We start from the raw sequence: 25,689 nt of genomic DNA, 5'->3' as shown, positions 1-25,689 counted from the left end.
CGAATCCAGATGACCATTCAACCGAAGGGATAGAAAAATCATGGCGGAAATCAGTCGCAGCGCACTGTTCGGCAAGCTCAACAAGCTGGCGTACCGGGGCATCGAAAGCGCCACCGTGTTCTGCAAGCTGCGCGGCAATCCCTATGTCGAGCTGGTGCACTGGATCCACCAGATCCTGCAACTGCAGGACTCGGACCTGCACCGCATCATCAAGCAGTTCAACCTCAACCCGTCCAACCTGGCGCGGGATGTCACCGACGCGCTGGACCGGTTGCCGCGCGGCTCCTCCTCGATCTCCGACCTCTCCAGCAACGTGGAGGAAGCGGTCGAGCGCGGCTGGGTGTTCGCCACGCTGATGTTCGGTGAGGCCCAGGTGCGCACCGGCTATCTCCTCGTGGGCGTGGTGCGTACGCGTCACCTGCGCAATGCGCTGGTGGCCATTTCGGCCGAGTTCGACAAGATCAAGCCCGAGGCGCTGGTGGAGAAATTCGCCGAAGTGGTCGCCGGCTCGCCCGAGGATGGCCAGAGCGCCAGCGACGGCTTCCACATCGGCGGCGCTGTTCCCGGCGAAGCCAGCGGCGCGATGGGCCCGGCGCAGATGGGCAAGCAGGAGGCGCTGAAGCAGTTCACCATCGATCTCACCGAACAGGCGCGCGAAGGCAAGATGGATCCGATCGTCGGCCGCGACGACGAGATCCGCCAGCTTGTCGATATCCTGATGCGCCGCCGCCAGAACAACCCGATGCTGGTCGGCGAAGCCGGCGTCGGCAAGACAGCGGTGATCGAAGGTTTCGCCATGCGCATCGCCATCGGCGATGTGCCGCCGCCGCTGAAAGACGTGCAGTTGCGTGCACTCGATGTCGGCCTGCTGCAGGCCGGCGCCAGCATGAAGGGCGAGTTCGAAAACCGCCTCAAGCAGGTCATCGAGGAGGTTCAGTCCTCGACTAAGCCGATCATCCTGTTCATCGACGAGGCGCACACCCTGGTGGGTGCCGGTGGCGCCGCCGGCACGGGCGACGCGGCGAACCTGCTCAAGCCCGCGCTCGCCCGCGGCAACCTGCGCACGATCGGCGCCACCACCTGGGCCGAGTACAAGAAGCACATCGAAAAGGACCCGGCGCTGACCCGCCGTTTCCAGACCGTGCAGATCGACGAGCCCAGCGAGGAAAAAGCGATCCTGATGATGCGCGGCGTCGCCAGCGTGATGGAGAAGCATCACAAGGTGCAGATTCTGGACGAGGCGCTGGAAGCTGCGGTGAAGCTGTCGCACCGCTACATTCCCGCGCGCCAGTTGCCGGACAAGTCGGTCAGCCTGCTCGACACCGCCTGCGCCCGCGTGGCGATCAGCCAGCATGCGGTACCCGCCGAAGTGGACGACACGCGCAAACGCATCCAGGCGTTGGAGACCGAGCTGGCCATCATCGCCCGCGAAAAGAACGTGGGTGTCAACGTCACGACGCGCGAAGAAGCCGCCAACGAGAAACTGGCCACCCAGAAAGCGCGGTTGGAAACACTGGAGGCGAACTGGGTCGCGGAAAAGGAACTGGTCGAAAAAGTCCTCGATATCCGCTCGAAGCTGCGCGGCTCCAACGCGCCGGTGGAAGGCACGGGCAGCGCGCTTGAGGAGTCGGCCAACCAGGAGGCGGAAGCCAAGGGCGCGCCACCGGCCAGCGAGGCCGCGCTGGACGGTGCCGAGCGCGCGGCGGCGCTGGAAGAGCTGAAAGGCCTGCAAACCCGCTTGGCCGAGTTGCAGGGCGAAACCCCGCTGATCCTCGCCTCCGTCGACTATCAGGCGGTCGGCTCGGTGGTGTCGGACTGGACCGGTATCCCGGTCGGCCGCATGGTCAAGAGCGAGCTGGAAACCGTGATGAACCTGGCCGGCCTGATGGGTCAGCGTGTCATCGGCCAGGATCACGCGATGGAGATGATCGCCAAGCGCATCCAGACCTCGCGCGCCGGCCTGGTCGATCCGAACAAGCCGATCGGCGTATTCATGCTCGCCGGCACCTCCGGCGTCGGCAAGACCGAGACCGCGCTGGCACTGGCCGAGGCGCTGTACGGCGGTGAGCAGAACATCATCACCATCAACATGAGCGAGTTCCAGGAAGCGCATACCGTCTCGACATTGAAGGGTGCGCCCCCCGGCTACATCGGTTACGGCGAGGGCGGCGTGCTCACCGAAGCCGTGCGCCGCAAGCCATACTCCGTGGTGCTGCTGGACGAGGTGGAAAAAGCCCATCCCGACGTGCACGAAATCTTCTTCCAGGTGTTCGACAAGGGCGTGATGGAAGACGGCGAAGGCCGCTCGATCGACTTCAAGAACACCCTGATCCTGCTGACCACTAACGCTGGCACCGACATGATCGCCGGCCTGTGCAAGGACCCGGAGCTGATGCCCGATCACGAAGGCATGGCCAAGGCACTGCGCGAGCCGCTGCTGAAGATCTTCCCGCCGGCGCTGCTCGGCCGCCTGGTGACGATCCCGTACTACCCGCTCAGCCCGGAAATGCTGGGCAAGATCGTCAAACTGCAGATCAACCGCATCAAGAAGCGCGTCGAAGCCCGCTACAAGATCCCGTTCGATTACAGCGAGGACGTGGTGAAGCTGGTGGTCGAGCGCTGCACCGAAACCGAATCAGGCGGACGCATGATCGACGCCATTCTGACCAACTCGATGCTGCCGGATATTTCGCGGGCGTTCCTCACCAAGATGATTGAGGGGGAGGAGATCGCGAAGGTGCAGGTGGGGGTGACGGGTGGGGAATTTTCGTATGGGTTTGGGTGATTCTGGGCTGGTCGCGAAACGGACGCATTCGGTCCGATCTTGGAAAGTGCGCTCTGACCCCTGTTTTTTTCCCGGAATGCATCAGGTGTAAGTGTTAGTCGGAATATGGAGGTTACATGATCGACTTCGGAATTCTCGTCAACTATCAAACACCTGGGTCGTATTGCAAAAGCATTGTTAATGCTCGCATTAGGCTTGCTCGCTGGAACGGTCGTGGATTCGTACTTAAGGATCGTTGCAATCATGGTATGTCTAGGGTTTCAGTTGCAGTGTTTGATGAGAACGGAAAATCAGAGATCGATATTATTTTAATGGGTGACACTTTATACGTATTGGGGGCCAGGATGGCCGAGGCGGAAAAGTGGACGGTTTGCATGAGACAGGCTAAGGAATTTAGTGCCTGTGGCTCAAGCATTGCTGGAGAAACGGATTTCGAGTCGGGTTACGGAGCGCTTGGCATATCGATTGATAGTAAAACGAAGATGTTTTCGTTGGGAGATTGTTCGACGCATGTGAATTCTTTGAAAACTTACTTGCAAACTGCAGAAGGTGCGCGTTCGGAGCGTCAGAAGGAAAATGCCAAGTTAGCATTTGCTTACTTCGCCATGACGATAGGGGAATCGATACGTTTTAGGTCCATTTGCGCTCTCTTAGCTCTTCGTGGAATTGATCCGTCTGGATCGCTGCCAGAGTTGCAGAAATGGGTGGTGGATAGCACGGTTAAGGATGATTGCTTTCCCTCGCGGATAGCGGTTTATGGCATCCACGAGAAGACAAACAGTCCTTTGTTTAAGGCTGCGATGGTTAACCTAAATGAACGACCAAATTTGTCGCCAGGTGTTGAGGATTTCAAGATTGCAGCGGGGCATGATCATCATGCAATGGTCGAGGGCCTAATGGATTGGCTTCCAAAACAGAAGGAACCCATTCGCCTTGCCGCGCTAGCGGCGCTTCGAAGTGCCTTTTTCAAGAACCGACTTAACGGAACACAGTTTGTCAATGGATTGAAATATTTAAGTGATCAAACGAAAAAAAAGAATGTTGGAGTCAACCACTTTGCTGGCATTGATCAGAATCTTTAGTGAGGCATGGAGAACAAACAACACAGGGTTAGGGTGCACTTTCATTTTGAGCCTGGGGAAAATGGCTGGGCCAATTTGGAAAAATGGATGAGTTTCATCTGATAGGCGAAGAGGAAGGTCGGAATCGGTTCCCGCGAACGGGCCTCGGGCGCTCTGTCGCCTATTCCGGTTTGCAGTTAATTACCATCGTTACTTTACCGTTACCTTCATCTACTTCAACTTGAAAGCTTGGGGGTTGTGTGAGCATATTTACGAGCAAGAAAGTCACGTGGCGACGTGGAATCCAAGCGCACGTCGACAGTCGCCGGGAGTTCGGTCAGCTTGAGCGACTGATCGGTCGCGAGAATGCCAAACGTTTCCTGGAGACGGTTTACGACAAGTGGACGCAGAACTTCAAGATCGACACGTTGAAGGCTAGCGACACGGCAATGTTCATGAAGACCGAGCGCGAGAACTTCACGAACCGTAAGCAATACGTCGATTCGCTGGTGCCGCAGTGCAATAGCGGCGCGTTGGGGACGGTACTCAACGCCAATCTCCGCGCAGTGGGCGACTATTACAAGAATCCGTCAGGCGGCGGCTTGGCCGGGCGTGCCCTGGCTATCGATCAGGCGGCGAACTGGATCTGCGGCAACTACACCGCCGGGCTCGCATCGACCCGGGACTTGCTGTCGAAATATATCCCCGTGACTGGCGGGCACCCGGGTCCCATGGGCATGGCGCTTGGCCGCACGACGCAGCCGCTGCGCAAGATCTACAAGCGCATCATGCCCGACGCAGCGCCCTACCGGATCAACCTGATGGGGGGGGCCAAGTACCCGTCGACCATCGGTGGAAGCGTGTTGCTGGATCACATTCTCGGTTTGACCTCCGGATGCGGCGACAATACGTGGCCTGCCTTCGGGGACGCCCAGTGGGAAAGCATCGCGATGTTCTACATGACCAGCATCGTGCACGTGCAGGGCTTTCCGGACGGAAACAAGCGCACCGGCCATATCGCGTACTCGATCGTTTTGATCAAGGGCACCCATCAGTTCAAGGCGCCGACCCTGGCCAAGGAAAACGAACTGTTTCGCATGAACGGTTGAGCGTGCGATTGATTTTCCATCTTTGAATCCATTAGCTCCGCGAGGACTCCATGCAACCTGCCGCCCGCCTCACCGACATGCACACTTGCCCGATGACCACCGGGCCGGTGCCTCACGTGGGTGGCCCGATCATGGCGCCGGGTGCGCCGACGGTACTCATCGGTGGCTTGCCGGCGGCGTGCATGGGCGACGTGGTGACCTGCGTCGGGCCGCCGGATTCGATCATCAAGGGTTCGGCGAAGGTTCTGGTCGGCGGCAAGCCCGCCGCGCGCATGGGTGACAGCACGGCGCACGGCGGCGTGATCGTGTTGGGTTGCATGAAGGTGTTGATAGGCTGATGGCAAGGGGAAAAGGCGTGGTAGCGAAGAACGCGAACGTGAGCTGGCGTGCGCCGGCGCCGGTACAGCCGGCGTATGCAGTGGTGCTGGAGCGCGCGATGCAGGCACACCAGGCGCGTGATCTGGACACCGCCGAGCGTTTGTACGGTGAGGTGCTCGAGCTGCGCGCGGCGCAACCTGATGCGCTGCATTACCTGGGCGTGCTGATGCACCAGCGCGACCGCAGCGATGAGGCCGTCAGGCTGATCCAGACCGCGCTGAAGATCACGCCGAAGCACCCCGATGCGCACAACAACCTGGGCAACATCCACAAGGAGTGCGGTCGCCTGGCCGAGGCCGAAGTCTGCTACCGGCGCGCGCTGGAGTGCGGCCCCTCGCATTACAACGCGCTCAGCAACCTGGCCTTCGTGCTGGAGGTGCAGGAGCGGCCCGACGAAGCATTCGAGACGTATACCCAACTGCTGCGCGAGGCTCCAACGTTCGCCCACGGTCAGTACATGATGGGTTTGTTCCTGCGTAATTTCGCCCAGAACGTGGAACATATCGAGCAGTCGATCGAATGTTTCCGCGAGGCGTACCGGCTGGACGCGCGCAACGTGCGCGCGCTGGAAGGACTGGGTGTTTCGCTGTACACGCTGGGACGCCACGACGAGGCCAGGGAGGTCTACCGCGACTGGCTTCAGCGCGAGCCGAACAACCCGATACCGCGCCACATGCTGGCGGCCACGGGCGGTGCCGATATCCCGCCGCGTGCGGACGAGGCCTACGTGCGCAACGTGTTCGACGGCTTTGCCGACAGCTTTGACGAGCAATTGCTGAAGAACCTCGACTACCGCGCTCCCGAGGTGCTGGCCGGCGCGCTGGGTGGAGTATTGCCCGCCGCCGATGGCAGTCTCGACGTGCTCGACGCCGGCTGCGGTACGGGCCTGTGCGCGCCGTTGCTGCGCGCACGCGCACGCACGCTGGTTGGCGTGGACCTTTCCGGCGGCATGATCGAAAAAGCGCGCGCCCGTGGTGGCTACGATGAGCTGGTGGTGGCGGAACTCACCGCGTATCTGCAGGCGCATCCCGCGGCCTACGACGTGGTGATCTCGGCCGATACGCTGATCTATTTCGGTGATCTTGCCCCGGTGCTGGAAGCGGCTCACGGCGCTCTGCGGCCCGGTGGCTGGCTGACGTTCACGCTGGAAGTGCTGGAGGGCGAGGGGGATCGTTACGAGTTGTCATCCAGCGGGCGGTACCAGCACACACGCGATCACACACAGGCGGTCGTCGAGGCCGCGGGCTTCGAGCACATCACGATCGGCATGGACATGTTGCGCAAGGAGCACGGCAAGATCGTATCGGGCTGGGTGGTGCTGGCACGGCGAGGGGGGAATGACATGCGCTGATGCGGATTCCCGCATCGGCATCGGTGACGACCCACTGCACCGTACGTTGTTCGGCGCGCACAGATTTCCCCGGAGACGCGACACATGGCACACGCGATTACCCTTTCCACTGATCTCGGCGACAAGCTGCTGTTCAAGCGCATGGCGGCCACCGAGCAGCTCGGGCAGCTGTTCCGTTATCGCGTGGAGATGATCAGCCGCGATGAAAAGGTGGATCTGCGCAAGCTGCTGGGTACGCCGATGACGGTGACGCTGAAAGCCGAAGACGGCTATGCGCGCCATTTCAACGGCATCGTCTGCGAGGCGGGCCAAACCGGCTTCGAGACCATCGATGACGTGCGCTACGCCATCTACAGCGCCACCCTGGTGCCCAAACCCTGGTTGCTGACGCGCAAGATCGACTGCCGCATCTACAGCAAGATGAGCGTGCCCGACATCATCAGCGCCGTGCTGGGCGAGATCGGCTACGCGGACATCAAGAAGAGCCTCAGCGGCAATTACGCCAAGCGCGACTATTGCGTGCAATACCGCGAGGACGACTTCAGCTTCATCAGCCGATTGATGGAGCAGGAAGGCATCTACTACTACTTCACGCATGCCGCCGGCACGCACACCATGGTGCTGGCCGATGCGCTGGGCGCGCACCAGCGCACTTCCGGTTTCGAAAAAATCCCGTACTGCCCGGTGGAACAGCGGGGGCCGTTCGCGCCGGCCTCGATCACGGCATGGAGCTCGCGGCAGACGGTGAACTCGCTGAAATTCCAGCTCACCGATTACGACCCGTTGAACCCCAAGACCTCCCTGTTGGGCACCGGCACGGTCAGCGGTGACCATCACAATCTCTCCGGGCTGGACGTCTTCGACTACCCCGGCAGCCACATCCTGGCCGACCAGGGCCAGCACTATGCGCAGATGCGGGCCGAGGCGATGAACGTGCCGCATGCGGTGGCAAAGGGCGCCACCGATGCCTGCGGCATGAGCATCGGCGCGCTGTTCGAGATGCAGGACTTTCCGCGCGCGGAGCTGAATCGCGAATACCTGCTGACCTCCACCGAAATAAAGCTGGAACACCCCGACTACGTGTCCGCGGACGATGGCGCCGCGGTGGAACCGTTCCGCTGCAGCTTCGAGGCCATCGCCAGCAGCCAACCCTTCCGCAGCCCGCAGACCACACCAAGGCCGCGCATCGTGGGCCTGCAGACGGCGGTCGTCACCGGCAGCGAAACCGACGAGGACATCGCCGTCGACAAATACGGCCGCGTGCAGGTGACGTTCCACTGGAACAAGCCGGACAAGGACAAGGCGCAAAGCTCCTGCCCGGTGCGGGTGGCGTCGCCGTGGGCAGGCAAGACCTGGGGGGCGGTGAACATTCCGCGCGTGGGCCAGGAAGTGGTGGTGAGTTTTCTCGAGGGTGATCCGGATCGGCCGCTGATCATCGGCAGTGTCTACAACAACGACAACATGCCGCCGTACACGCTGCCGGACAACAAGACCCAGAGCGGCATCAAGAGCCGCAGCCTCAACGGCGTGGCGGCCGATGCCAACGAGCTGCGCTTCGAGGACAAGAAGGGCAGCGAGGACTTCTTCATCCACGCGCAGAAGGACATGCACGAGGAGGTGGAGAACGACCACGTGGTGGCGATCGACAACGACGAAACCATCATCATCAAGAACGACCAGACGCTCACGGTCAATCACGACCAGACGGAGAAGGTCGATAACGACCGCAAGCATACGGTGGGCAACAACGACACGCTGGACGTGAAGCAGAACGGCACCACCACCATCGGGCAGAAGTTCAAGCTGGACGCGGGCAGCGAGATCGAGCTGGTCACCGGTTCGTCCAGCATCGTGATGAAAAGCTCGGGCGAGATCGAGATCAAGGGCGTCAACATCACCATTACCGGCGACAGCTCGGTGAAGGTGAACGGCCAGACGTCCGTGGCCATCAAGTCGGGCGCCACCATGGACATCGGCGCGGGCGCCAGCATGAAAGTGAAAGCGGACGCCATGCTGGACATGGCTGGCGGGGCGATGACCACGGTCAAGGGTACCAAGCTGACCCTGACCGGCGACGGGATGGCGCAGTTGTCCGGCGGCATCATCATGATTGGTTGAGCAGGGGGAATCGTCGACATGTCAGCGGTAATGCAAGCATCCACCGAGATGGAACTGTCCGAGCCCTCGAGCGCGCGGCTGCGCGCGGACATGGCGCCGTTGGCGGCGGTGCAGTTGCTGATCGAAGCGGGCGAGACACCCGAGGCACTGAAACTGCTGGCGCGGTTGCTGCCCAAGCGCTACGCCGTGGCCTGGCTGTGCCAGTGCGCCCGCGATCAGTCGTTGTCGATGGAAGACAAGGCGGGTGCTGCGCTGGCCGAGGCGTGGGTGCGCGATCCCGACGAGCCGCGCCGGCGCGCCGCGCTGGATTTTGCCAGCGCGGGCGAATACCGCTCGCTGGGCGCGTGGATCGCGGCGTCGGCCGGCTGGTCAGGCGGCAGCCTGGCGCCGGCCACGCAGGAGGCTGCCGTACCGCCCGCCGACCATCTCACTGCGCGCGCCGTGGTGGCCTCCATCAACCTGATGGCGGCGCTGGATATCGAGCAGTTCACCGAGCGTCGCAACGGCTTCATCGAACGGGCTATGGTGCTGTTGGGCAACGGGGTGGGGTCGCGACATGACTGAGTACATGCCGTCGCGTCATTACCCGCTGCGCGGCGGTGCGCGGCAGCCGGCGGTCGCGCGGGCGTGGCGTTCAACCATTCAACAAAAGGGCCGCGGACAGGGCACCGCGGCGCTGATTTTCTTCGAGGTGATTTGATCGTGTCGACCCCACAGACATTGCTGCTGGCCGTGATCGGACACCAGGCGGCGCAATTCGGCAGCCGCAGCCAGAAGGCGTTCGAAGGGCGCGACGGCAGCATCGGGCGATCGGAGGATTGCGACTGGGTGTTGAGTTCGTCCGGCGTTTCGCGCGTGCACGCGATGATCCGCTGCCTCAACGGCATCTATTTCATCGAGGACCGCAGCACCAACGGCATGCTGCTCAACGGCCGTCCGCTGATCAAGGGCGACCCGTCCGCGCTGAAGGAAGGCGATCGCCTGCAGATCGACACCTTTGAGGTCAGCGTGAGCCTGCAGAGCGGTAATGCGGAGACCATCTTCGCGCACTCGACGCCGATGGCCGCCGCTCCCGCACCGATCGCCAGCGACCCGCTGGATTTCGGCCTGCTCGATCTCGGCGCGCCCGCCGCGTCGTCGCCCGGCGATCTGCTGGGCGACAGCCTGATCCCCGGCAGCGGCCAGGGCGATGCGGGCGCGTTTCTCGATCCGCTGAGTTTTCTCGATGCGCCGCCGGCGTCGTCGCCGCTGATTCCCGAGACGCCGGCAAGCAGTGCCGGCTCCGACTGGAACCAGAACGTGGGGCTGGAGGATCACTTCCGTCCACCCACCACCACCGGCCAGCGCCAGGCCCTGCCGGAGAACTGGGACCTGACCATGGGCGATTTCGGGGCCAAGTCGCCGGCGCCCAGTCCGGCACCGGCACCTGCGCCCGTGCCGGCCCCGATTGCACAGCCAGCGGCGCCGATGGTGGCCGCGCCGGCGACCGCCATGCCGCCGGAAGTCGAGCAGATTTTCCAGATCGTAATCGACGGCGTGATGGATGTGCTGCGCGCGCGCGCGGAGATCAAGAACACCTTCCGGCTGCCGGTCACGATCATCCAGCGCTCGGAAAACAACCCGCTGAAATTCGCGCCCACCGCCGAAGAAGCCATGCAGAAAATCATGGCGCCGTCGAACACCGCCTTCCTGTCCGGCTCGGCGGCGTTCCAGGACGCTTTCGACGACATCCGCTGCCACCAGATGGCGATGCTGGCAGGCGTGCGCGCGGGCTTCGATTCGCTGATGGCGCACTTCAACCCCGAACGGTTCGAGCACGAGGTCGATGGTGGCAAACGCTCCGCGTTCGGCGGCAAGGGCAAGTATTGGGAAAAGTACCAGGACAACTTCGAAGGCCTGATGAAAGACCCCGACGAATGCTTCCGGCGGCTGTTCGGCGACGAGTTCGCTCGCGCCTATGAAGAACAGCTGTCGCGGCTGAAATCGGCGCGACGGGCCAGCCATTCGTCACCGCGCTGAGCACGCATGTAACGAGCGTCGCAGCACGACAGCGACGAAAGAGAAGGGGCAGGGGTAGCGGTACGACAGCAATGAATGCGCCCGCATCGATCCGTCGATGCGGGCGGGCAACGTCCGGCGGCAGCGCCGGCATGGTTCACCAAGATGGGCGGAAGCAAAGCGATGACGCAGAACAACAAGGTGGTTTGGAGCGAAGGCCTGTTTTTGCGGCCCCAGCACATGCAGCAGCAGGAGCGCTACCTGGAGCGCCTGGTGGAGCTGCGCGCCGGCGCCCTGCGCCCCTACACCTGGGGTTTCACCGAACTGGAGCTGGAGGCCGACCTGCTGGCGATCGGCAAGTTGGGCATCCGCAGCGCCCGCGGCACCTTCCCCGACGGCACGCCGTTCTCGATGCCCAACGACGACCCCCTGCCACCGGCACTGGAAGTCGATGCGAACTGGCGCGACCAGACCGTGTTCCTCACCCTGCCGCTGCGCTCGCCCACGCAGCCGGACAGCGGCCGGCCCGAAGCGCCGGCGGAGAAATTGTTCCGCTTCCGCGTGCGCGAAACCGAGGTGCGCGATGCCTCCGGCAGCGTCGATGGCCTGACCCCGCTGGAAGTCGGCGGCATGAGCAGCCGGCTGTTGCCGCAGTCGCAACCGATGGAAGGGCTGACCCACATCCCGCTGGCGCGCATCGTGGAGTGCCGCGCCGATCGGCGCGTGGTGCTGGACGAGGCATTCATGCCCACCGCGCAGAGCTGCCGCGCGGTACCGCGGCTGGTGACCTTCCTCACCGAATTGCTGGGCCTGCTGCACCAGCGCGGCGAGGCGCTGGCCGCGCGGGTGGCATTGACCGACCGTGGCGGCGCGGCGGAAATCGCCGACTTCCTGCTGCTGCAAGTGGTGAACCGGTTCCAGCCGTTGATCGCGCACCTGGCCGAATCGCCGTCGCTGCACCCGGAGGATTTCTACCGCACCCTGGTCGGCATGGCCGGCGAGCTGGCCACGTTCACGGCGCCGGGCAAACGCCCCACCGCGTTTCCGCCGTACCGCCATGAGCTGCTGCGCGAGAGCTTCGAGCCGGTGATCAGTGCGCTGCGGACCAGTCTCAGCGCGGTGATGGAGCAGACTGCCACGCCGATCCCGCTGCAGCAGCGCAAGTTCGGCGTGTGGGTGGCGGTGGTGCCGGACCTGACCCTGCTCGATACCGCCGCCTTCGTGTTGGCGGCCAAGGCCGACATGAAGTCCGAGGACCTGCGCCGGCAACTGCCCGCGCAATCGAAAATCGGCCCGGTCGAGAAGATCCGCGACCTGGTCAACCTGCAACTGCCCGGCATCGCGGTGGCGCCGATGCCGGTGGCGCCGCGGCAGATTCCGTACAACGCCGGCTATCTGTATTTCGAGTTCGACAAGCACTCGCCCATGTGGCGTCCGCTGAAAACCTCGGGCGGCATCGCGTTCCATTTCGGCGACGAGTTCGCCGGTCTCGACCTGCAACTGTGGGCCATCAGGGGCTGATCACATGAATAACGGCAACGGGCCCATTGACGACGATCCCATGCGCGACGCCACCGTGGTGCGGCCGCGTTCGGCCACGCCCACGGCGGCGCCTCCTTCCGCGGTGCCGGCACCATCGTTGGCGCGCGGGCCGGCGCCGCGTATCGACCAGGCCAGTGCGGCGGAAATCAGCGAGTTTCTTGGCGGCGGCATGAACCCGCTGGTGCAGACCGCCAGCGCGCTGTTGCTGCTGGCGGTGCAATTGCGCCTGAGTGCCTCGCAGCCCGATGCCGCGCACCTGCGTGAGCAGGTGATCGCCCAGGTGCGCAAATTCGAAAGCCACGCGCAGGCGGCCGGCATCCCCGCGCAGACCGCGGTGGCCGCACGCTACGTGCTGTGCGCGATGCTGGACGAATCGGTGTTGAACGCGCCGTGGGGCGAGCACAGCGGCTGGGCGCAGAAAACCTTGCTGGTGACCTTCCATGGCGAGTCGTACGGCGGCGCCAAGTTCTTCCAGATCCTCGAGCGCCTGTGCGCGGATTTCGCCAAGCATGTCGACCTGATCGAGCTGATGTACATCTGCCTGGCGCTGGGTTTCGGCGGCCGCTATCAGATCGAGTCCGGCGGCCGCGCCAAGCTGGCCGAGATCCAGGAGGACCTGTACCGACGGATCAAGGCGCAGCGCGCGCCGGCCGCGGAAGAGCTGGCGCCGCACTGGCGCGGCGTCGAGGATCGCCGCAACCCGCTGGTGCGCTACGTGCCGCTGTGGGTGATCGCGGCGGCGGCAGCGGTGCTGTTGCTGGCGGGCTTCGTGTATTTCTATTCGCGCCTCAACGATCTGTCGGCGCCGGCCAGCGGCCAGATCGCCCAGATCGGGCTGGAAAGCGCCACGCCGCCGGACACCGCGCGCCTGAACCAGGCCCAGCCCAAGCCCGCGCGTCCGACGCTGAAGCAACTGCTGGCGCCGCAGGAACAGGCAGGCGAGCTCAGCATCATCGACCGCGACGATGGGCAGGAGCTGCTGCGCCTGAGTGCGCCGTCGATGTTCGCCTCCGGCGGTACCGAGGTGAGCGCGGGGCAGCTGCCGCTGCTGCAGAAGATCACGCAGGCGCTGAACCAGGTGCCGGGCCGGGTGATCGTGGTGGGCCACACCGACGACCAGCCGATTCACTCGCTGAAGTTCAAGGACAACTTTGCGTTGTCGGCGGCGCGCGCCCGTTCGGTGTTGCAGATCCTCAGCCAGGGCATCGACAACGCCGCGCGGCTGGAATCCAGCGGCGCCGGCGCGTCGAAACCGATCGCCCTGCCGCCGGACCTTCCGGCCAATCGCACGCGCAATCGCCGCGTCGAAATCATCTACATCCCCGAGGGTTGAGCGAGTGAGCAAGCTGATGACGTTGTTTAGGACCGGCTGGTTCATCACCCTCGTCGGGATCGTGCTGCTGTCGGTGCTGATCTGGCTGGGCGGCCCGTACCTGGGCCTGGGCGATTCGCAGCCGCTGGCCAGCCCGATCACGCGGCTGGTGCTGATCGTGCTGATCGTGGTGGTGTGGGTGGTGTGCCTGCAGGTGCAGCAGCTGCGCGTGCGCAGCAAGACCAAACAGATGTCCGGCGACCTGGCGGGGCAAGGCACGCAGGACGCGGGCGATGACCGCAGCACGGCCGAGCGCGCGCAGTTGCAGGGGCGCTTCCAGGAGGCGATCGACACCTTGCGCAAGACCCGCCGCGGCGGCAGCAACCTGTACACCTTGCCGTGGTACGTGGTGATCGGCCCGCCGGGTTCGGGCAAGAGCACGCTGCTGCAGAATTCCGGCCTCAACTTTCCGTTGTCCGACCGCTTCGGCAAGGAAGCGCTGCGCGGCATCGGCGGCACCCGCAACTGCGACTGGTGGTTCACCGACGAGGCGGTGTTCCTCGACACCGCCGGCCGCTACACCACGCAGGATTCCGACCGCGGCGCCGACGCGTCGGCGTGGACGGAGTTCCTTAAGCTGCTGCGCAAGTACCGCAAGCGGCGGCCGATCAACGGCGTGATCATCGCCATGAGCATGTCCGACCTGCTGGTGCTGGACGAGACCGGCCGGCACGAGCATATCCAGGCGATCCGGCGGCGGCTGGACGAACTGGTGGAACAACTGCGCATCGGCGTGCCGGTGTACCTGGTGTTCACCAAGTGCGACCTGATCGCCGGCTTCACCGAGTTCTTCGACGACCTCAACCCGCAACTGCGCAGCCAGGTGTGGGGCATGTCGTTCCCCGTCGGCAAGACGGTGGACGGTACCGCCGCGCGCAGTTTTGCCGACGAATTCGGCTTGCTGCTGGACCGGCTCAACACGCGCATCCTCGACCGCCTGCATACCGAGCGCGATCGGGCGCGGCGCGCGGCGATCCTGTCGTTCCCGCAGCAACTGGGCGCACTGCGCGAGATCGCGCAGCAGTTCGTCGAAGGCGTGTTCAGCGGGCACAAGTACGGCACGCCATTGTTGTTGCGTGGCGTCTATCTCACCTCGGGTACGCAGGAAGGCACGCCGATCGACCGCATGATGGGCGCGGTGGCGCGCACGTTCGGCGTGGATGCGGCGCAGGTGCAGGCACCGGGCGCGCAGCGGCGCACGTTCTTTGTCGAGCGTCTGCTGAAGGACGTGCTGTTCAAGGAGTCGGGCTTTGCCGGCACCAACCCGAAACTGGAACGGCAGAAGGTGCTGCTGCAGGCCGCCTCGTACGTGGGCGTGCTGCTGCTGACGCTGCTGCTGTTCGCGGGCTTCACCACCAGCTACGGCCGCAACAAGGCCTATCTGGCGCAGGTGCAGACGTCGCTGCAGGGCTATCCGGCCGATAGCGACCCTTCGTCCGCCACCAGCCAGAAAGCCTATTTCGCGATGGCGCTGGAGCGGCTGGAGGCGTTGTCCGCCGTGCAGGACACGGCGCGCAAATACCAGGGCGACGTGCCGCTGTTGATGCGCTTCGGTTTGTACCAGGGGCATGCCGTGGGTGACGAGGTGCACGACGCCTATATCCGCGAGCTCAACGGCGTGCTGCTGCCGGGCGTGGCGTCGCAGTTCCGCAGCGGGCTCACCGGCAGCGCCAGCGATCCGCAGGCCCTGTACTACTACCTCAAGGGCTATCTGATGCTGGGTGAGCCCGAGCATCAGGATGCCGATCAGCTGATCGCGCTGACCGACATCGAGTGGCGCAAGATCTTCCCCAACGATCCGGTACTGCAGAAGGCGTTGTCCAAACACTTCCAGGCCTTGGTGGCCGAACCGGGGCGGCTGCATCCGCTTACGCTCGACAACGCGTTGGTGGAGCAGGCGCGCAGCACGCTGCGCACGGCGGATCTGTCCACGCTGATCTACGGCAGCCTCAAGCTGTCCGCCACTGGCGCGGACCACCCGCCGTTGCGGCTGGACAAGGAGCTGGGCTTGCTCGGCAACGTGTTCCGGCGCAAGAGCGGCGCAGCCCTGTCCGACCCGTTGCCGGCGCTGTTCACCCAGCCGATGTTCGCCGACGAAGCCGGCAAGGGCATCGAGCAGGCGGTGAAGCAGTTTGCCGCGGACGACTGGGTATTCGGCGGCAGCAAGATCGACGCGATCGCACGGGCGCGCCTCGTGCAGCAGGTGCTGGCGCTATACCAGCAGGATTACATCAAGGCATGGGACGCGCTGCTCGATGACCTGGAGCTGCAGCCGATCAGCAGCATCCAGGATGCCAGCGCGATCGCGGCCAAGTTGTCCGGCCCCAGCTCGCCGCTGAAATCCCTGCTGCAGGTGGTGCGCGATAACACCCACGACATGCTGCGCGCGCCCCCGGCCAGCGCGGCCGAAAGCGCGGCAGCGCTGGCGGAGAAGACCGCTTCGAAAAAGGCCACGCAGAGTGCGTTGTCGCGCGCGCTGGCCAACGCCAACGGCGCGCCGGCCGCTGATACCGGCGAGAAGCCGGGTGCAGCGATCAGCGAGCATTTCGACACGCTCAACAAGCTCACCGATGGTGCGCCCGGCGCCGCGCCGATCGACCGCACCTTGAGCGTGCTCGACCAGCTCAGCAAGACCTTGCTGACGATGACCGACTTCAGCAGCGCGGCTGGCCAGCCCAACCCGCAGTTGCTGATGGCGCAGCAGGAAGCGGCACAGTTGCCGCCGCCGGTATCCGGCTGGGTCAACGCGCTGACCGGCAAGAGCCAGGCGCTGGTGGCCAGCGGCACCAAGGGTGCGCTGGGCGACCAGTTCCAGCAGGCGGTGGGCAACGATTGCGCCGATTTCATCCGTGGCCGTTATCCGTTTGCACCCAACGGGCGCTCGGAAATCCCGCTGCAGAACTTCGGCGAGCTGTTCGGCAACGGCGGCCGTTTCGACACGTTCAACAAGCAGACGCTGGCCAAACTGGTCGATGCCAGCGGACGCAACTGGCAATGGAAAACCGGCCCCGGCGCGGTCGCCGGCCCGCCCGGCGTGCTGAAGCAGGCACAGGCAGCCGACGACATCCGCCAGATGTATTTCCGCAGTGGCAACCAGCCCGAGGTGGACTTCACGATCCTGGCGCCCACGCTGGATCCGGCCATCGGCAAGCTGGTGATCGACGTCGACGGGCAGAAGTACGAATACCAGCCCGGCGGCGCCACCAGTGCCGCGATGAAATGGCCGGGACCACAGCCGGGCAGCGTCACCATCGCCGCCTACGACACCGCCGGCACGCTGATCAGTTCGTTCGATTACCAGGGTGATTGGGCGTTCTTCCGCGCGCTGCAGGCGGCGAATCTGCAGAAACAGTCGGACCTGCGCTTTCTGGCCAGCTTCAACTTTGGCGGACACGTGGCCAAGGTGACCCTGCAGGCCAGCAATCTGCGCAACCCATTCTTGAACACCGAGGTGCAGCACTTCAGGTGCGGAGGCTGAGCGCATGCCGAATCCGACAGGGGCAGGATTCTTCGGCAAGCTTCCCGGGGTAGGGGATTTCGTGCAGCGGCGCCTGCCGGTGCGTTTCGTCGACTGCTGGGACCAGCATTTCGAGCACGCGGTGGACGCGGCCCGCGGCGTGCTGGGCAACGACTGGCCAGCGGTGTACCACGCCAGCCCGACCTGGCGTTTCGCGATGCCCGCGGGCATCTGCGGGGATTCGGCATGGGTCGGGGTGCTGGGGCCAGCCAGCGATCGGGTGGGGCGCTGTTTTCCGATGGTGATCGCCGCGCCATTGAATCGCAGCGAAGCGGTGACGCAAGCGCTGCTTCAGGGTGACCACTGGTTCGACACGCTGGCGCGCGTGCATGCGCGCGCGCAGGCCGATCCGTCGATCCACGCCGAGGCCTTCGATGGCCTGGTGGCCGATGTGGCCGGCCCCGGCAGTGGCGACCCGATTGCCGCACCACAACCGCCGCAGCCGCTGGACTGGCGCAGCGCCAGTCACTGGCGGTTCCCGCTGGCGCAAGGCGCCGCGGGGGCAGCGCAGTTGGGCGGGTTGTGGTCGCAGCTCACATCCGCTGGCGACTGGTGCCTGTGGTGGACGGCGGGCGCGGCGCGCGTGCCACCCACGTTGCTGGCCACGCGCGGCCTGCCGCAGCCGGCGGCCTATGCCGCATTTCTCGATGCCGCGCACGCGGGCGCGCCGTGGCAGTCGGCGGGCGACTTCGGCCACCGTGCGGATGCGGAAACCACGCAGAACCGGCGCATCGCGTTTCCGCCGGCGCCGGCAATCGAGGTGGCGGATGCACCGCCTGCCGCCGCGCCGCGAACGCTGTTGCCCGACGATCTCTCCGAACTTTTCGCCGACCTGATCGTGCCCCCGGTGGCCGACGAGCTGCCCAGCCACCTGGGCGACGTGCTGGAGGATGGCCCGGTCCGCTATCGCGCCGATGCGGCGCTGACCCTGGTGGCCGCCGATGACGGCTTGCGCGATCCGCGCCGGCAGGCGGCCGCTGTCGCGCATGCGCTGGTCGATGAGCTGGATGTCGCGGACCTGGCCGGTGGCGTCGGCGTGTTGCGCCAGCGCCTGCTGGCCTCGCATGCGCCGCTGCGTCGGCGCGGCGAGGATCTGATCGATCCGGTCAGCGAGGATGCCGCCGTGGTGGCCGCGCAATTGAATCATCAGCACGCTGCCGTGTTGCGCATCGGCAGTGCCGGCGTGTGGCATTACCGCCATGGCCAGCTGCACGCGCTGTTCGCCGCCGGCGAAGCGGCGGACGACGACAGCCTCGGCTATGGCGGCGAGTTCGACGACTTGCTGTTCAGCCGTGTCACCGCCGCCGCGCCCGGGCTGGGTGCCGCGAGCGATCCCGTTTGCGAGGAAGCGGCCTGCACCGTGGCCACCGGCGATCGCCTGTTGCTGATGGCGACGCAGGCGCTGGTGCAACTACCGCTGGAACTGCTGGCCGAGGCGCTGGCACTGCCTTCCATCGACGGCGCGCGAGCGCGCATCGCCGCCGCGGCCGGTTTCCGGTCGCCCGCGGTCCACTGGCCTTTGGCCATCATCGAGATCACGCCATGACGATGCGCCATCAATCCGCCGGCTATACCGTGACCGGCAAGATCCGCAAGCACAACGAGGACGCGATCCTGGTGCGCGAGGACGTCGGCCTGTGGGTGGTGGCCGATGGCATGGGCGGCCATTCGGCCGGCGATTACGCCAGCGCGATGATCATCGAACGGCTGGGCGCGCTACCGCGACCGGGCAGCGTGTACGACTTCATCGAATCGATCGAGGACGCCTTGGTGCAGGTCAACACCGACCTGGTGCGCACCGCGGTGACCCGTGGTGTGGACATCATCGGCTCCACCGTCGTGGTGCTGGTGCACGACCGCGATTTCATGCTGTGCGGCTGGGTTGGCGACAGCCGCGTGTACTGCTTCGAGGAAGGCCGCCTGCGCCAGATCACCAGCGATCACGTGCACGGCATGAAGGAGGACGTCACCCAGTTCGGCAGTGCCGCGGTGCAGCCGCAACCCGGCGCCGGCGCGCTGACCCGCGCCGTGGGTGCCGAGGATCACCTGTTCGTCGATTGGGTCGTGGCCGGCAGCCGCCCCGGCATGCAGTTCGTGCTGTGCTCGGACGGCATCAACAAGGAAATGTCCGATGCGGAGATCGACGCCGAATGCCGCCGCCAGCTGGCCCCGTCCGAACTGGCCGCGCGATTGATGGAGCTGGCCACCAGCCGCGCCGCCCGCGACAACATTTCCGCCGTCACCGTACGGCTCCAGGATTGACGAAGACGTATCCATGAATTCCCTTGCTGAACTGATCGCCGCCTACCACGCCGGCACGCTGAAACTGCTGGCGCTGTTCAACGCCGTGGCGGCACGCGGCCCCCAGGCGGAGGACGACCACCGCGCCGAGGTCGCGCTGGTCGAGAAGATGGAAGCGGAGGGCACGCTGGAAGCGGACATCGCCCGCGCGCTGGTGTCCAAGCTGGTCAAGCTGCAGGCACCGCCGGCGGCCGACGAAGCCGAGGCCAACGACGACGCCACGGTGATCAAGCCCGCCTCGCAGAGCCGCCCCGTGGCCGACGATGCCACCGTGGTGCAACCCGCCTCGCGGCCCGCCGCCACGCCACCGCATGACGATGCCACCGTGGTGAAGCCGGCTTCGTGGACGCCGCCGGAGGACAACCAGTCGACCGGCACGCAAGGCCGTACCGGCACCGGCACGCATTCCAACAGCACCTTCAACGCCGACACCTGGCAGCGCGTGGCCGATGCCGAAGGCGGCGACTACGCCACCGTGGGTATGCTCCTGAAGGGCCGCTTCCACCTGGAGCGCGAGATCGGCCGCGGCGGCATGGGCGTGGTGTTCCTGGCGCGCGACGAACGCAAGGTCGAGGCGCGCGACCGCGACCCGTACGTGGCGGTGAAGGTGTTGAACGACGAGTTCCGCCGCCATCCCGATTCGCTGATCTCGCTGCAGCGCGAATCGCGCCGCTCGCAATCGCTGGCGCACGACAACATCGTGCGCGTCTACGACTTCGACAAGGATCGCACCATCGTCTTCATGACGATGGAGTACATCGACGGCAGCGACCTGAAAACGCTGATCCGCGAGCGCGCCTATAACGGCCTGCCGCTGGCCGAGGTGCGCCCGCTGATCGAAGGCATGGCGTGGGCGCTGAAGCGCGCGCACGCGGCCGGCGTGGTGCATTCGGACTTCAAGCCCGGCAACGTCATGGTCACCCGCGACGGCGTGCCCAAGGTGTTCGACTTCGGCATCGCCCGCGCCGGCAAGCACATGGGCGACGCGGTGGGCGAGCAGACCGTGTTCGACGCCGGCACCCTGGGCGCGTTGACCCCGGCCTACGCCAGCCTGGAAATGATTCGCGGCGCCGAGCCCGCGCCCACCGACGACATCTACGCGTTGGGCTGCGTGGTGTTCGAACTGCTCACCGGCAAGCATCCGTTCGACAAGGTCAGCGCCGAGGTGGCGCTGAAGGAAGGCCGCAAGCCGCCGCCGGTACCGGGGCTCAGCCGGCGCCAGTACAAGACGCTTTGCGACGCCATCGCATTCCACGGCGAGCAGCGGCTGAAGAGCGCCAGCGACCTCATCGAAGGCTTGCGCGAGGTGGGTTGGCGCGAACGGCTGGGGCCGTACCTGGCCTACGGCGGCGCGGCGGCCGTGTTGCTGGCTGCCGGCGGCTGGGGTTTCGGGCGCTACCTGCACGAGCAGCAGGTGCGCGGCGTGATCGCCGGGTTCACCGTGACCGACCCGCGGCATTACCTCAACGAGGACCAGGCGCTCACGGCGTTCGACCGCCTCGGCGATGATGACCGCCTGCGCATCGTGGCCGACCAGGGCGATGCGATCCAGAACTTCCTGCTGAGCCGCGTCGATGCGTACTGGAACCCCGACCAGGGCCGTTATGCCTACGCCCGCGCGCTGCACGTGTTCGCGTTGCGCGACAAGCTCAAGCTGTATTCGCCCGCGCTCGACCTGAAGCGCAATGCGATCGAGGAACAGAAGAACGCCCTGCTGAACACGCTCGACACGCAGCTGACCCAGCGCATCGACAAGGGCGCGATCTTCGAGGACCAGCCCGACAGCGCAGTGGCCACGCTGAAGCAGATCCGCGCCATCGATCCGGACAGCAGCCTGCTGAAGAACGGCGAGCTGGAGTTGAAGTACGACAGCGCCATCGGCCAGTCGCTGGCGGGCGGTCGGCTCGACGAAGCCGGCGCGCGGCTGAAACTGGCCAGCCAGTTGTTTCCCGCCTCGGTGCGATTGCAGCGACGTGAAGCGCAACTGGCCAGCCTGAACCAGACCGCCATCGCAGCCGCCGCACCGACGACCAGCCATGTCGCGCAAACCGTACCGCAGGCCCGCCAGGCGCTGACCGATCTGCTGGCCAAGCCGACCATGGATGGCAAGTGGCAGGCCGCCGTGGCGGACGCAATGCTCACGCTGAAGGGCGACAGCGCCGCCGAAACCACGCGTCTGGTCACCGCACTGGCGGACGCCATCGCGACCGAAACCGGCGGTCAGTCGGACCCGTTGCACCTGGCCCGGGCCGGCGAACTGGTGGCGTTCGGCCTGCGTTATGCGCCGGATTCCAAATCGCTGCTGGCGCAGCGCGATCGCATCGATGCACTGCTGCATCAACAGCAGGCGCAACTGGATCAGGAAAGCGTGGCGGCCGAGGTCACCTCGCGCATCGAATCGCTGAAGCGCGCGGCGGCGGCCGGGGACACGGCCAAGGCGCAGGAGTCGCTGGCGCGGGTCCAGGCCCTGCAACCGGACAATGCCTTTCTCAAGCACGACGGCCCGCAACTCGTGGCGAATGCCTACCTCGGCAAGGCGCGCGAGGCGTTCCGCAAGGGGCGCGATACCACCACCGCATCGGTACTGGCGCAGGCCACGCAGGCGTTGGGCGATCGCGCCGATTTGCGCCATGCCGGCACCGGTTACGCGCTGGCGTCCGGCGTGATCAAGGCGCGCGGCAAGGCCGTCGCCGCGGCCGACTACCAGCGCCTCAGCGCCCAGCTGGCCGAGCTGCGTCGCGTCGATGCCGACGGTCTCGCGCAGCTGGAATCCGACATGAAACTGCGCGGCCAGCTGCCCGAGGGCAGCCTGTCGCGCGCACTCGATGCCTTGAAGACCGGTGCCAGCGCACCGTCGCCAATCGCCACGCCCGGCCCCGCCGTGGCCGCGGCACCCACGCCGGCACCGACCGCCGCGACGCCCGTCGCCCCGACGCGGAATGGCACCAGGCCGGCGGTCGTCACGGCCAAGCCGGCAGCGCCCGGTCAAGCGACCGCGGCGCAGGGGTCGGCACCGGCCAGCGCCGACCCCTGCGGCCAACCGGCGCTGGTGGGGCAGGGTCGCAGTTGCTTCGACCCGATCGCCGGCAAGCGCGGCCCCAGCCTGGTGGTGGTCAGCGGTGTGGGCGGCGGCAAGCCTTATGCGATTTCGCGTACCGAGATCACCGTCAACGAGTTCAACCGTTTCTGCGCGGCTACCGGCAAGTGCACGGCCATCACGGTGGCCGACCGCGAGAGCGGCGTGCTGCCGGTCAGCAACATCACGCTGGCCCAGGCGCGCGCTTATGCCGCCTGGCTGGGCAGTGCCAGCGGCTACGTTTATCGCTTGCCCACCGATGCCGAGTGGATGCATGCGGCGCAGGCGGGTTCGGGCTGGAAACAGGCACCCGACAGCAACTGCGTACCGCCCGGCGCCATCGGTGGTGATGGCTCCGGCGGACCGATCTCGGCCCGCGGGCGTGAGCCCAACCCGTGGGGCCTGGTCAACCTGACCGGCAATGTGTGGGAATGGGTGAGCAGCGGCGGCAGCGCCATGGTGCGCGGCGGCAGCTACACCAGCTACTGGTCCGATTGCACCGTGGCCAGCCATCGCCAGGACAGCGGTGCGGCGGCGAAAGACGTGGGTTTCCGGATTGTCAGGGAATTGAAATGACCGAGCAGGAACGAAAAGCCAACCAGGATCTGCATGCGCTCGACGAGGCGCACCGGCTGGGGCGGATCACCCGTGAGGACTACCGTGCGCGCCGCCGCCGCGTGCTCGGCGCCCTGTGCGACAGCAACGGGGTCACCGCGCGCAATGCCATCACGCCGCCACCGGCCAGCGCCCGGCGGCAGGCGGCGGATACCACCGCCCCGGGCGAGGCGTTGAACATGCTGTTTCCGGCGCGCTCGGGCCAGACCCGGAAATATCTGATCGGCCTGGTAGTGGTGGCGGTGGTCTGCGCGCTGCTGCTGTACGGGTTGTTGCACGGCAAATGACGTAGTGCGGGTCGATGCTGCAGCGCCACAACGACGGTTGATCAAATTTTCCGCCATTTGACGCATTAGCAGAAAACGGCCCGGATGTACCACGAGGGCATGGCAGTTTCTGGTCGTCAGGCTGCCACGATCAACGATTGCAAGGGGAATGTCGTGCGGATTGCTTGCCTGGCAGGGGCGTTGGCGCTGGCCTTGAGCGGTACGGTGTTGGCGCAGGAGACGGCGCCGCCGCCGGCCGCCGCGCCGGAGAGTGGCGCGAGCGCGGCAACCCCGGACATGGCCGCGCCGCAGATCCTGATCAGCGGCATCGCCCCGGGCGACGCTGCCGCGGCCGCCGCCGCACAGCAGGCCATCGATACCGAATACAACAACGCCGTGGCCGCCGCTGGTGGCGCCACCACGCTCAGCCCCGCGCAATGGCAAGCGGTTGCCGACAAGGTGACCGCAGCGCTGCAGCAGGCCGGCCATCCCGACGCCCGTGCCTATCTGGCCACCCAGCTGATGGCGTTCCGCCCGCACGCGCCGGCCGCGGTGGCGCAAACCACTCCCGCCACCCCCGCTGCGCCGGCGGACAACGTGGTGCCGCCGGTGCGCGACCGCGAAACCGACGCGGCCGTGTCGCAACAGATCGCTGTACGCGGCTTCCGCGTGCAGGGCGTCGGCAATCACCCGGACAACGACATCACCCCGGCCTCGATCCAGGCGCTGGCCGATGCCCAGTTCAAGGCGCTGGGCGGCGACGCGGCAACGCCGGCCCAGCTGGATTTCACCCAGCTGCAGGAGGTGGCCGACAAGATCACCGCGCGCTACCGCAACGCCGGCTTCATCGTGGCCACGGCGTTCCTGCCCGCGCAGACCGTGGGCGACGACAAGCTCATCGAGATCAAGGTGCTGGAAGGCACCATCGGCAAGATCATCGTCAAGGGCACCAAGCGCTATCGCCCCGGCGTGATCGCCGCGCCGGCGGAGAAACTGCGCGGCAAGCCGTTGCGCAAGAGCGCCGTCGACACCGCCCTGCTTTACGACCGCGACTTGCCCGGCGTGTCGGTGACCTCCACCTTCCAGCCCGGCTCGAAGACCGGCGAAACCGACCTGGTGATGGTGGCGCGCGAGGCGAAACGGCCGTTCACCTTCACCACCGGCGTCAACAATTACGGCAACGAATTGACCGGTCGTTACCGCGCGCAACTGGGCGCCACCTGGTTGAGCCCGCTGGGCATCGGCGACAGCCTGGCCGCCAACGTCGACTACGCCTTCAACCCGCGCAACAACGTCTACGGCTCGCTGGTCTATCGCGCGCCCACCGTGGTGGTGCCGGGCCTCAGCGCCGTGATCGGCGCCACCCGCAGCGCGATGCAGATCAACACCGGCACCTTTACCGCGTTGGGCGTGAAAGGCCCCAGCTCGCTGTATTTCGGCGGCGCCGACTGGGCCTTCGTCAATACCGACGCGCTGAAACTGCAGGGCACGCTGCGTTACATCAAGGAGCAGTCCAAGCTCAGCACGGTCGGCACGACGTTGTCCGACCAGCGCTTCGACGTGGCCGAGCTCGGCTTCGGCATGAACCACACCGACCAGCGCTTCCACGGCATCGACCTGCTGCAGCTGGCCGTGCGCAAGTCGGTGAAGGATCGCTCGCGCCAGCCGGATCTGGTCAGCCCGGATCACGCCCGCAGCTTTCTCAGCGCCAAGCTCTCCTATACGCGCCTGCAGTTTCTTACCGACCGGCAACGGCTGTATTTCAAGCTGGCTGGCCAGTTCACCAACGACGCGCTGGTGCCGCTGGAGCAGTTCGGCCTGGGTGGCCCCGACAGCGTGCGCGCCTATCCGATTTCCGAGGGCCTGGCTGATCGGGGCTATTACAGCTCGCTGGAATACCACGTCGATGCGCCCGGCTTCGGTGACAAGGTGTCGCCGTTCTACGGCCGGCCGTGGCGCGAGCTGCTGGAGTTCGAGGCCTTCGTCGATTACGGCAAGGGCTACCCGGCCGGCGCCAATCGTCGCAACAAAACCCGCTCGGTCACCCTCAACGGTATCGGCGCGGGGCTGATTTTCCGCTTGCCCCAGTTCCATCAGTTCGAGTTCCACCTCGACGGTTCCGTACCGACGAGTCGGCAGCGCGCATCCGACGACAACGGCTACCACATCTATTCGCGCTTCGGCTTCACGTTTTGACGGG

17 protein-coding genes are annotated in these 25,689 nt (G+C 65.6%); all 17 read left to right on the top strand.

Annotated elements, in window-relative coordinates; all coding sequences use genetic code 11:
* The first annotated feature begins 40 nt into the window (after positions 1–40).
* The 17 genes from tssH to ACFPK0_RS15725 all read left to right on the top strand — a co-directional run bounded on the left by tssH (position 41) and on the right by ACFPK0_RS15725 (position 25,685).
* Positions 41–2,785, top strand: a complete 2,745-nt coding sequence (gene tssH / locus ACFPK0_RS15805; RefSeq protein WP_056085505.1) for a type VI secretion system ATPase TssH — start codon at positions 41–43, stop codon at positions 2,783–2,785.
* Between the two features lie 116 nt (positions 2,786–2,901).
* Entirely contained in the window at positions 2,902–3,867 is a 966-nt protein-coding gene (locus ACFPK0_RS15800) for a ribosome-inactivating family protein (protein WP_377342058.1), read from the top strand.
* 239 nt (positions 3,868–4,106) lie between these two features.
* Positions 4,107–4,955 carry a hypothetical protein gene (locus ACFPK0_RS15795; RefSeq protein ID WP_056085504.1) on the top strand — a complete coding sequence of 283 codons (849 nt, stop codon included), beginning with the start codon at positions 4,107–4,109 and terminating at the stop codon, positions 4,953–4,955.
* A 50-nt stretch (positions 4,956–5,005) separates the two neighbouring features.
* On the top strand, positions 5,006–5,293 hold the full coding sequence (locus ACFPK0_RS15790) for a PAAR domain-containing protein (protein WP_056085503.1): 288 nt from the start codon (positions 5,006–5,008) through the stop codon (positions 5,291–5,293).
* Between the two features lie 98 nt (positions 5,294–5,391).
* Positions 5,392–6,684: a tetratricopeptide repeat protein gene (locus tag ACFPK0_RS15785; protein WP_377342169.1), complete on the top strand. Its 1,293-nt coding sequence runs from the start codon at positions 5,392–5,394 to the stop codon at positions 6,682–6,684.
* 84 nt (positions 6,685–6,768) lie between these two features.
* Positions 6,769–8,802: a type VI secretion system Vgr family protein gene (locus tag ACFPK0_RS15780; protein WP_377342055.1), complete on the top strand. Its 2,034-nt coding sequence runs from the start codon at positions 6,769–6,771 to the stop codon at positions 8,800–8,802.
* Positions 8,803–8,820: 18 nt separating this feature from the next.
* Positions 8,821–9,366 (top strand): DUF6931 family protein, encoded by a 546-nt coding sequence (locus ACFPK0_RS15775; RefSeq protein ID WP_056085501.1) that lies wholly within the window; start codon positions 8,821–8,823, stop codon positions 9,364–9,366.
* Positions 9,359–9,502, top strand: coding sequence for a hypothetical protein (locus ACFPK0_RS15770; RefSeq protein ID WP_156458441.1), 144 nt, complete (start codon positions 9,359–9,361; stop codon positions 9,500–9,502). Before ACFPK0_RS15775 ends, ACFPK0_RS15770 begins: the two co-directional genes overlap by 8 nt.
* A 2-nt stretch (positions 9,503–9,504) precedes the next feature.
* A complete protein-coding gene (tagH, locus tag ACFPK0_RS15765) occupies positions 9,505–10,821 on the top strand; it encodes a type VI secretion system-associated FHA domain protein TagH (RefSeq protein WP_377342053.1) in 1,317 nt (438 codons plus the stop codon).
* Positions 10,822–10,983: 162 nt separating this feature from the next.
* Complete coding sequence (gene tssK / locus ACFPK0_RS15760; protein ID WP_377342051.1) at positions 10,984–12,321, top strand: type VI secretion system baseplate subunit TssK; 1,338 nt, start codon at positions 10,984–10,986, stop codon at positions 12,319–12,321.
* Between the two features lie 40 nt (positions 12,322–12,361).
* Complete coding sequence (gene icmH, locus ACFPK0_RS15755) at positions 12,362–13,675, top strand: type IVB secretion system protein IcmH/DotU (protein WP_377342167.1); 1,314 nt, start codon at positions 12,362–12,364, stop codon at positions 13,673–13,675.
* A 16-nt stretch (positions 13,676–13,691) separates the two neighbouring features.
* Positions 13,692–17,192 (top strand): type VI secretion system membrane subunit TssM, encoded by a 3,501-nt coding sequence (gene tssM / locus ACFPK0_RS15750; protein ID WP_377342049.1) that lies wholly within the window; start codon positions 13,692–13,694, stop codon positions 17,190–17,192.
* A gap of 4 nt (positions 17,193–17,196) precedes the next feature.
* Positions 17,197–18,777 carry a type VI secretion system-associated protein TagF gene (gene tagF, locus ACFPK0_RS15745; RefSeq protein WP_377342047.1) on the top strand — a complete coding sequence of 527 codons (1,581 nt, stop codon included), beginning with the start codon at positions 17,197–17,199 and terminating at the stop codon, positions 18,775–18,777.
* Positions 18,774–19,493, top strand: a complete 720-nt coding sequence (locus ACFPK0_RS15740) for a PP2C family protein-serine/threonine phosphatase (protein WP_377342045.1) — start codon at positions 18,774–18,776, stop codon at positions 19,491–19,493. Before tagF ends, ACFPK0_RS15740 begins: the two co-directional genes overlap by 4 nt.
* 13 nt (positions 19,494–19,506) lie before the next feature.
* Positions 19,507–23,184, top strand: coding sequence for a bifunctional serine/threonine-protein kinase/formylglycine-generating enzyme family protein (locus ACFPK0_RS15735; RefSeq protein WP_377342043.1), 3,678 nt, complete (start codon positions 19,507–19,509; stop codon positions 23,182–23,184).
* Positions 23,181–23,510, top strand: a complete 330-nt coding sequence (locus ACFPK0_RS15730) for a hypothetical protein (protein WP_056085496.1) — start codon at positions 23,181–23,183, stop codon at positions 23,508–23,510. Before ACFPK0_RS15735 ends, ACFPK0_RS15730 begins: the two co-directional genes overlap by 4 nt.
* A gap of 501 nt (positions 23,511–24,011) precedes the next feature.
* A complete protein-coding gene (locus tag ACFPK0_RS15725; RefSeq protein ID WP_377342165.1) occupies positions 24,012–25,685 on the top strand; it encodes a ShlB/FhaC/HecB family hemolysin secretion/activation protein in 1,674 nt (557 codons plus the stop codon).
* Positions 25,686–25,689: the final 4 nt, after the last annotated feature.

The organism is Rhodanobacter ginsenosidimutans (genome assembly GCF_042655685.1).
Lineage (GTDB): Bacteria > Pseudomonadota > Gammaproteobacteria > Xanthomonadales > Rhodanobacteraceae > Rhodanobacter > Rhodanobacter ginsenosidimutans.
Note: the sequence above shows the minus strand (reverse complement) of the source record. Positions and strands in the feature narration are given on the sequence as shown.

Bases quoted from the DNA above. Each gene is read 5' to 3' on its own strand.
- tssK (WP_377342051.1), top strand. From the start codon at position 10,984: ATGACGCAGAACAACAAGGTGGTTTGGAGCGAAGGCCTGTTTTTGCGG.
- tagF (WP_377342047.1), top strand. From the start codon at position 17,197: ATGCCGAATCCGACAGGGGCAGGATTCTTCGGCAAGCTTCCCGGGGTA.
- tssM (WP_377342049.1), top strand. From the start codon at position 13,692: ATGACGTTGTTTAGGACCGGCTGGTTCATCACCCTCGTCGGGATCGTG.
- ACFPK0_RS15770 (WP_156458441.1), top strand. From the start codon at position 9,359: ATGACTGAGTACATGCCGTCGCGTCATTACCCGCTGCGCGGCGGTGCG.
- ACFPK0_RS15785 (WP_377342169.1), top strand. From the start codon at position 5,392: ATGCAGGCACACCAGGCGCGTGATCTGGACACCGCCGAGCGTTTGTAC.
- ACFPK0_RS15735 (WP_377342043.1), top strand. From the start codon at position 19,507: ATGAATTCCCTTGCTGAACTGATCGCCGCCTACCACGCCGGCACGCTG.
- tssH (WP_056085505.1), top strand. From the start codon at position 41: ATGGCGGAAATCAGTCGCAGCGCACTGTTCGGCAAGCTCAACAAGCTG.
- icmH (WP_377342167.1), top strand. From the start codon at position 12,362: ATGCGCGACGCCACCGTGGTGCGGCCGCGTTCGGCCACGCCCACGGCG.
- ACFPK0_RS15775 (WP_056085501.1), top strand. From the start codon at position 8,821: ATGTCAGCGGTAATGCAAGCATCCACCGAGATGGAACTGTCCGAGCCC.
- ACFPK0_RS15780 (WP_377342055.1), top strand. From the start codon at position 6,769: ATGGCACACGCGATTACCCTTTCCACTGATCTCGGCGACAAGCTGCTG.
- ACFPK0_RS15800 (WP_377342058.1), top strand. From the start codon at position 2,902: ATGATCGACTTCGGAATTCTCGTCAACTATCAAACACCTGGGTCGTAT.
- ACFPK0_RS15790 (WP_056085503.1), top strand. From the start codon at position 5,006: ATGCAACCTGCCGCCCGCCTCACCGACATGCACACTTGCCCGATGACC.
- ACFPK0_RS15730 (WP_056085496.1), top strand. From the start codon at position 23,181: ATGACCGAGCAGGAACGAAAAGCCAACCAGGATCTGCATGCGCTCGAC.
- ACFPK0_RS15740 (WP_377342045.1), top strand. From the start codon at position 18,774: ATGACGATGCGCCATCAATCCGCCGGCTATACCGTGACCGGCAAGATC.
- ACFPK0_RS15725 (WP_377342165.1), top strand. From the start codon at position 24,012: ATGGCGTTCCGCCCGCACGCGCCGGCCGCGGTGGCGCAAACCACTCCC.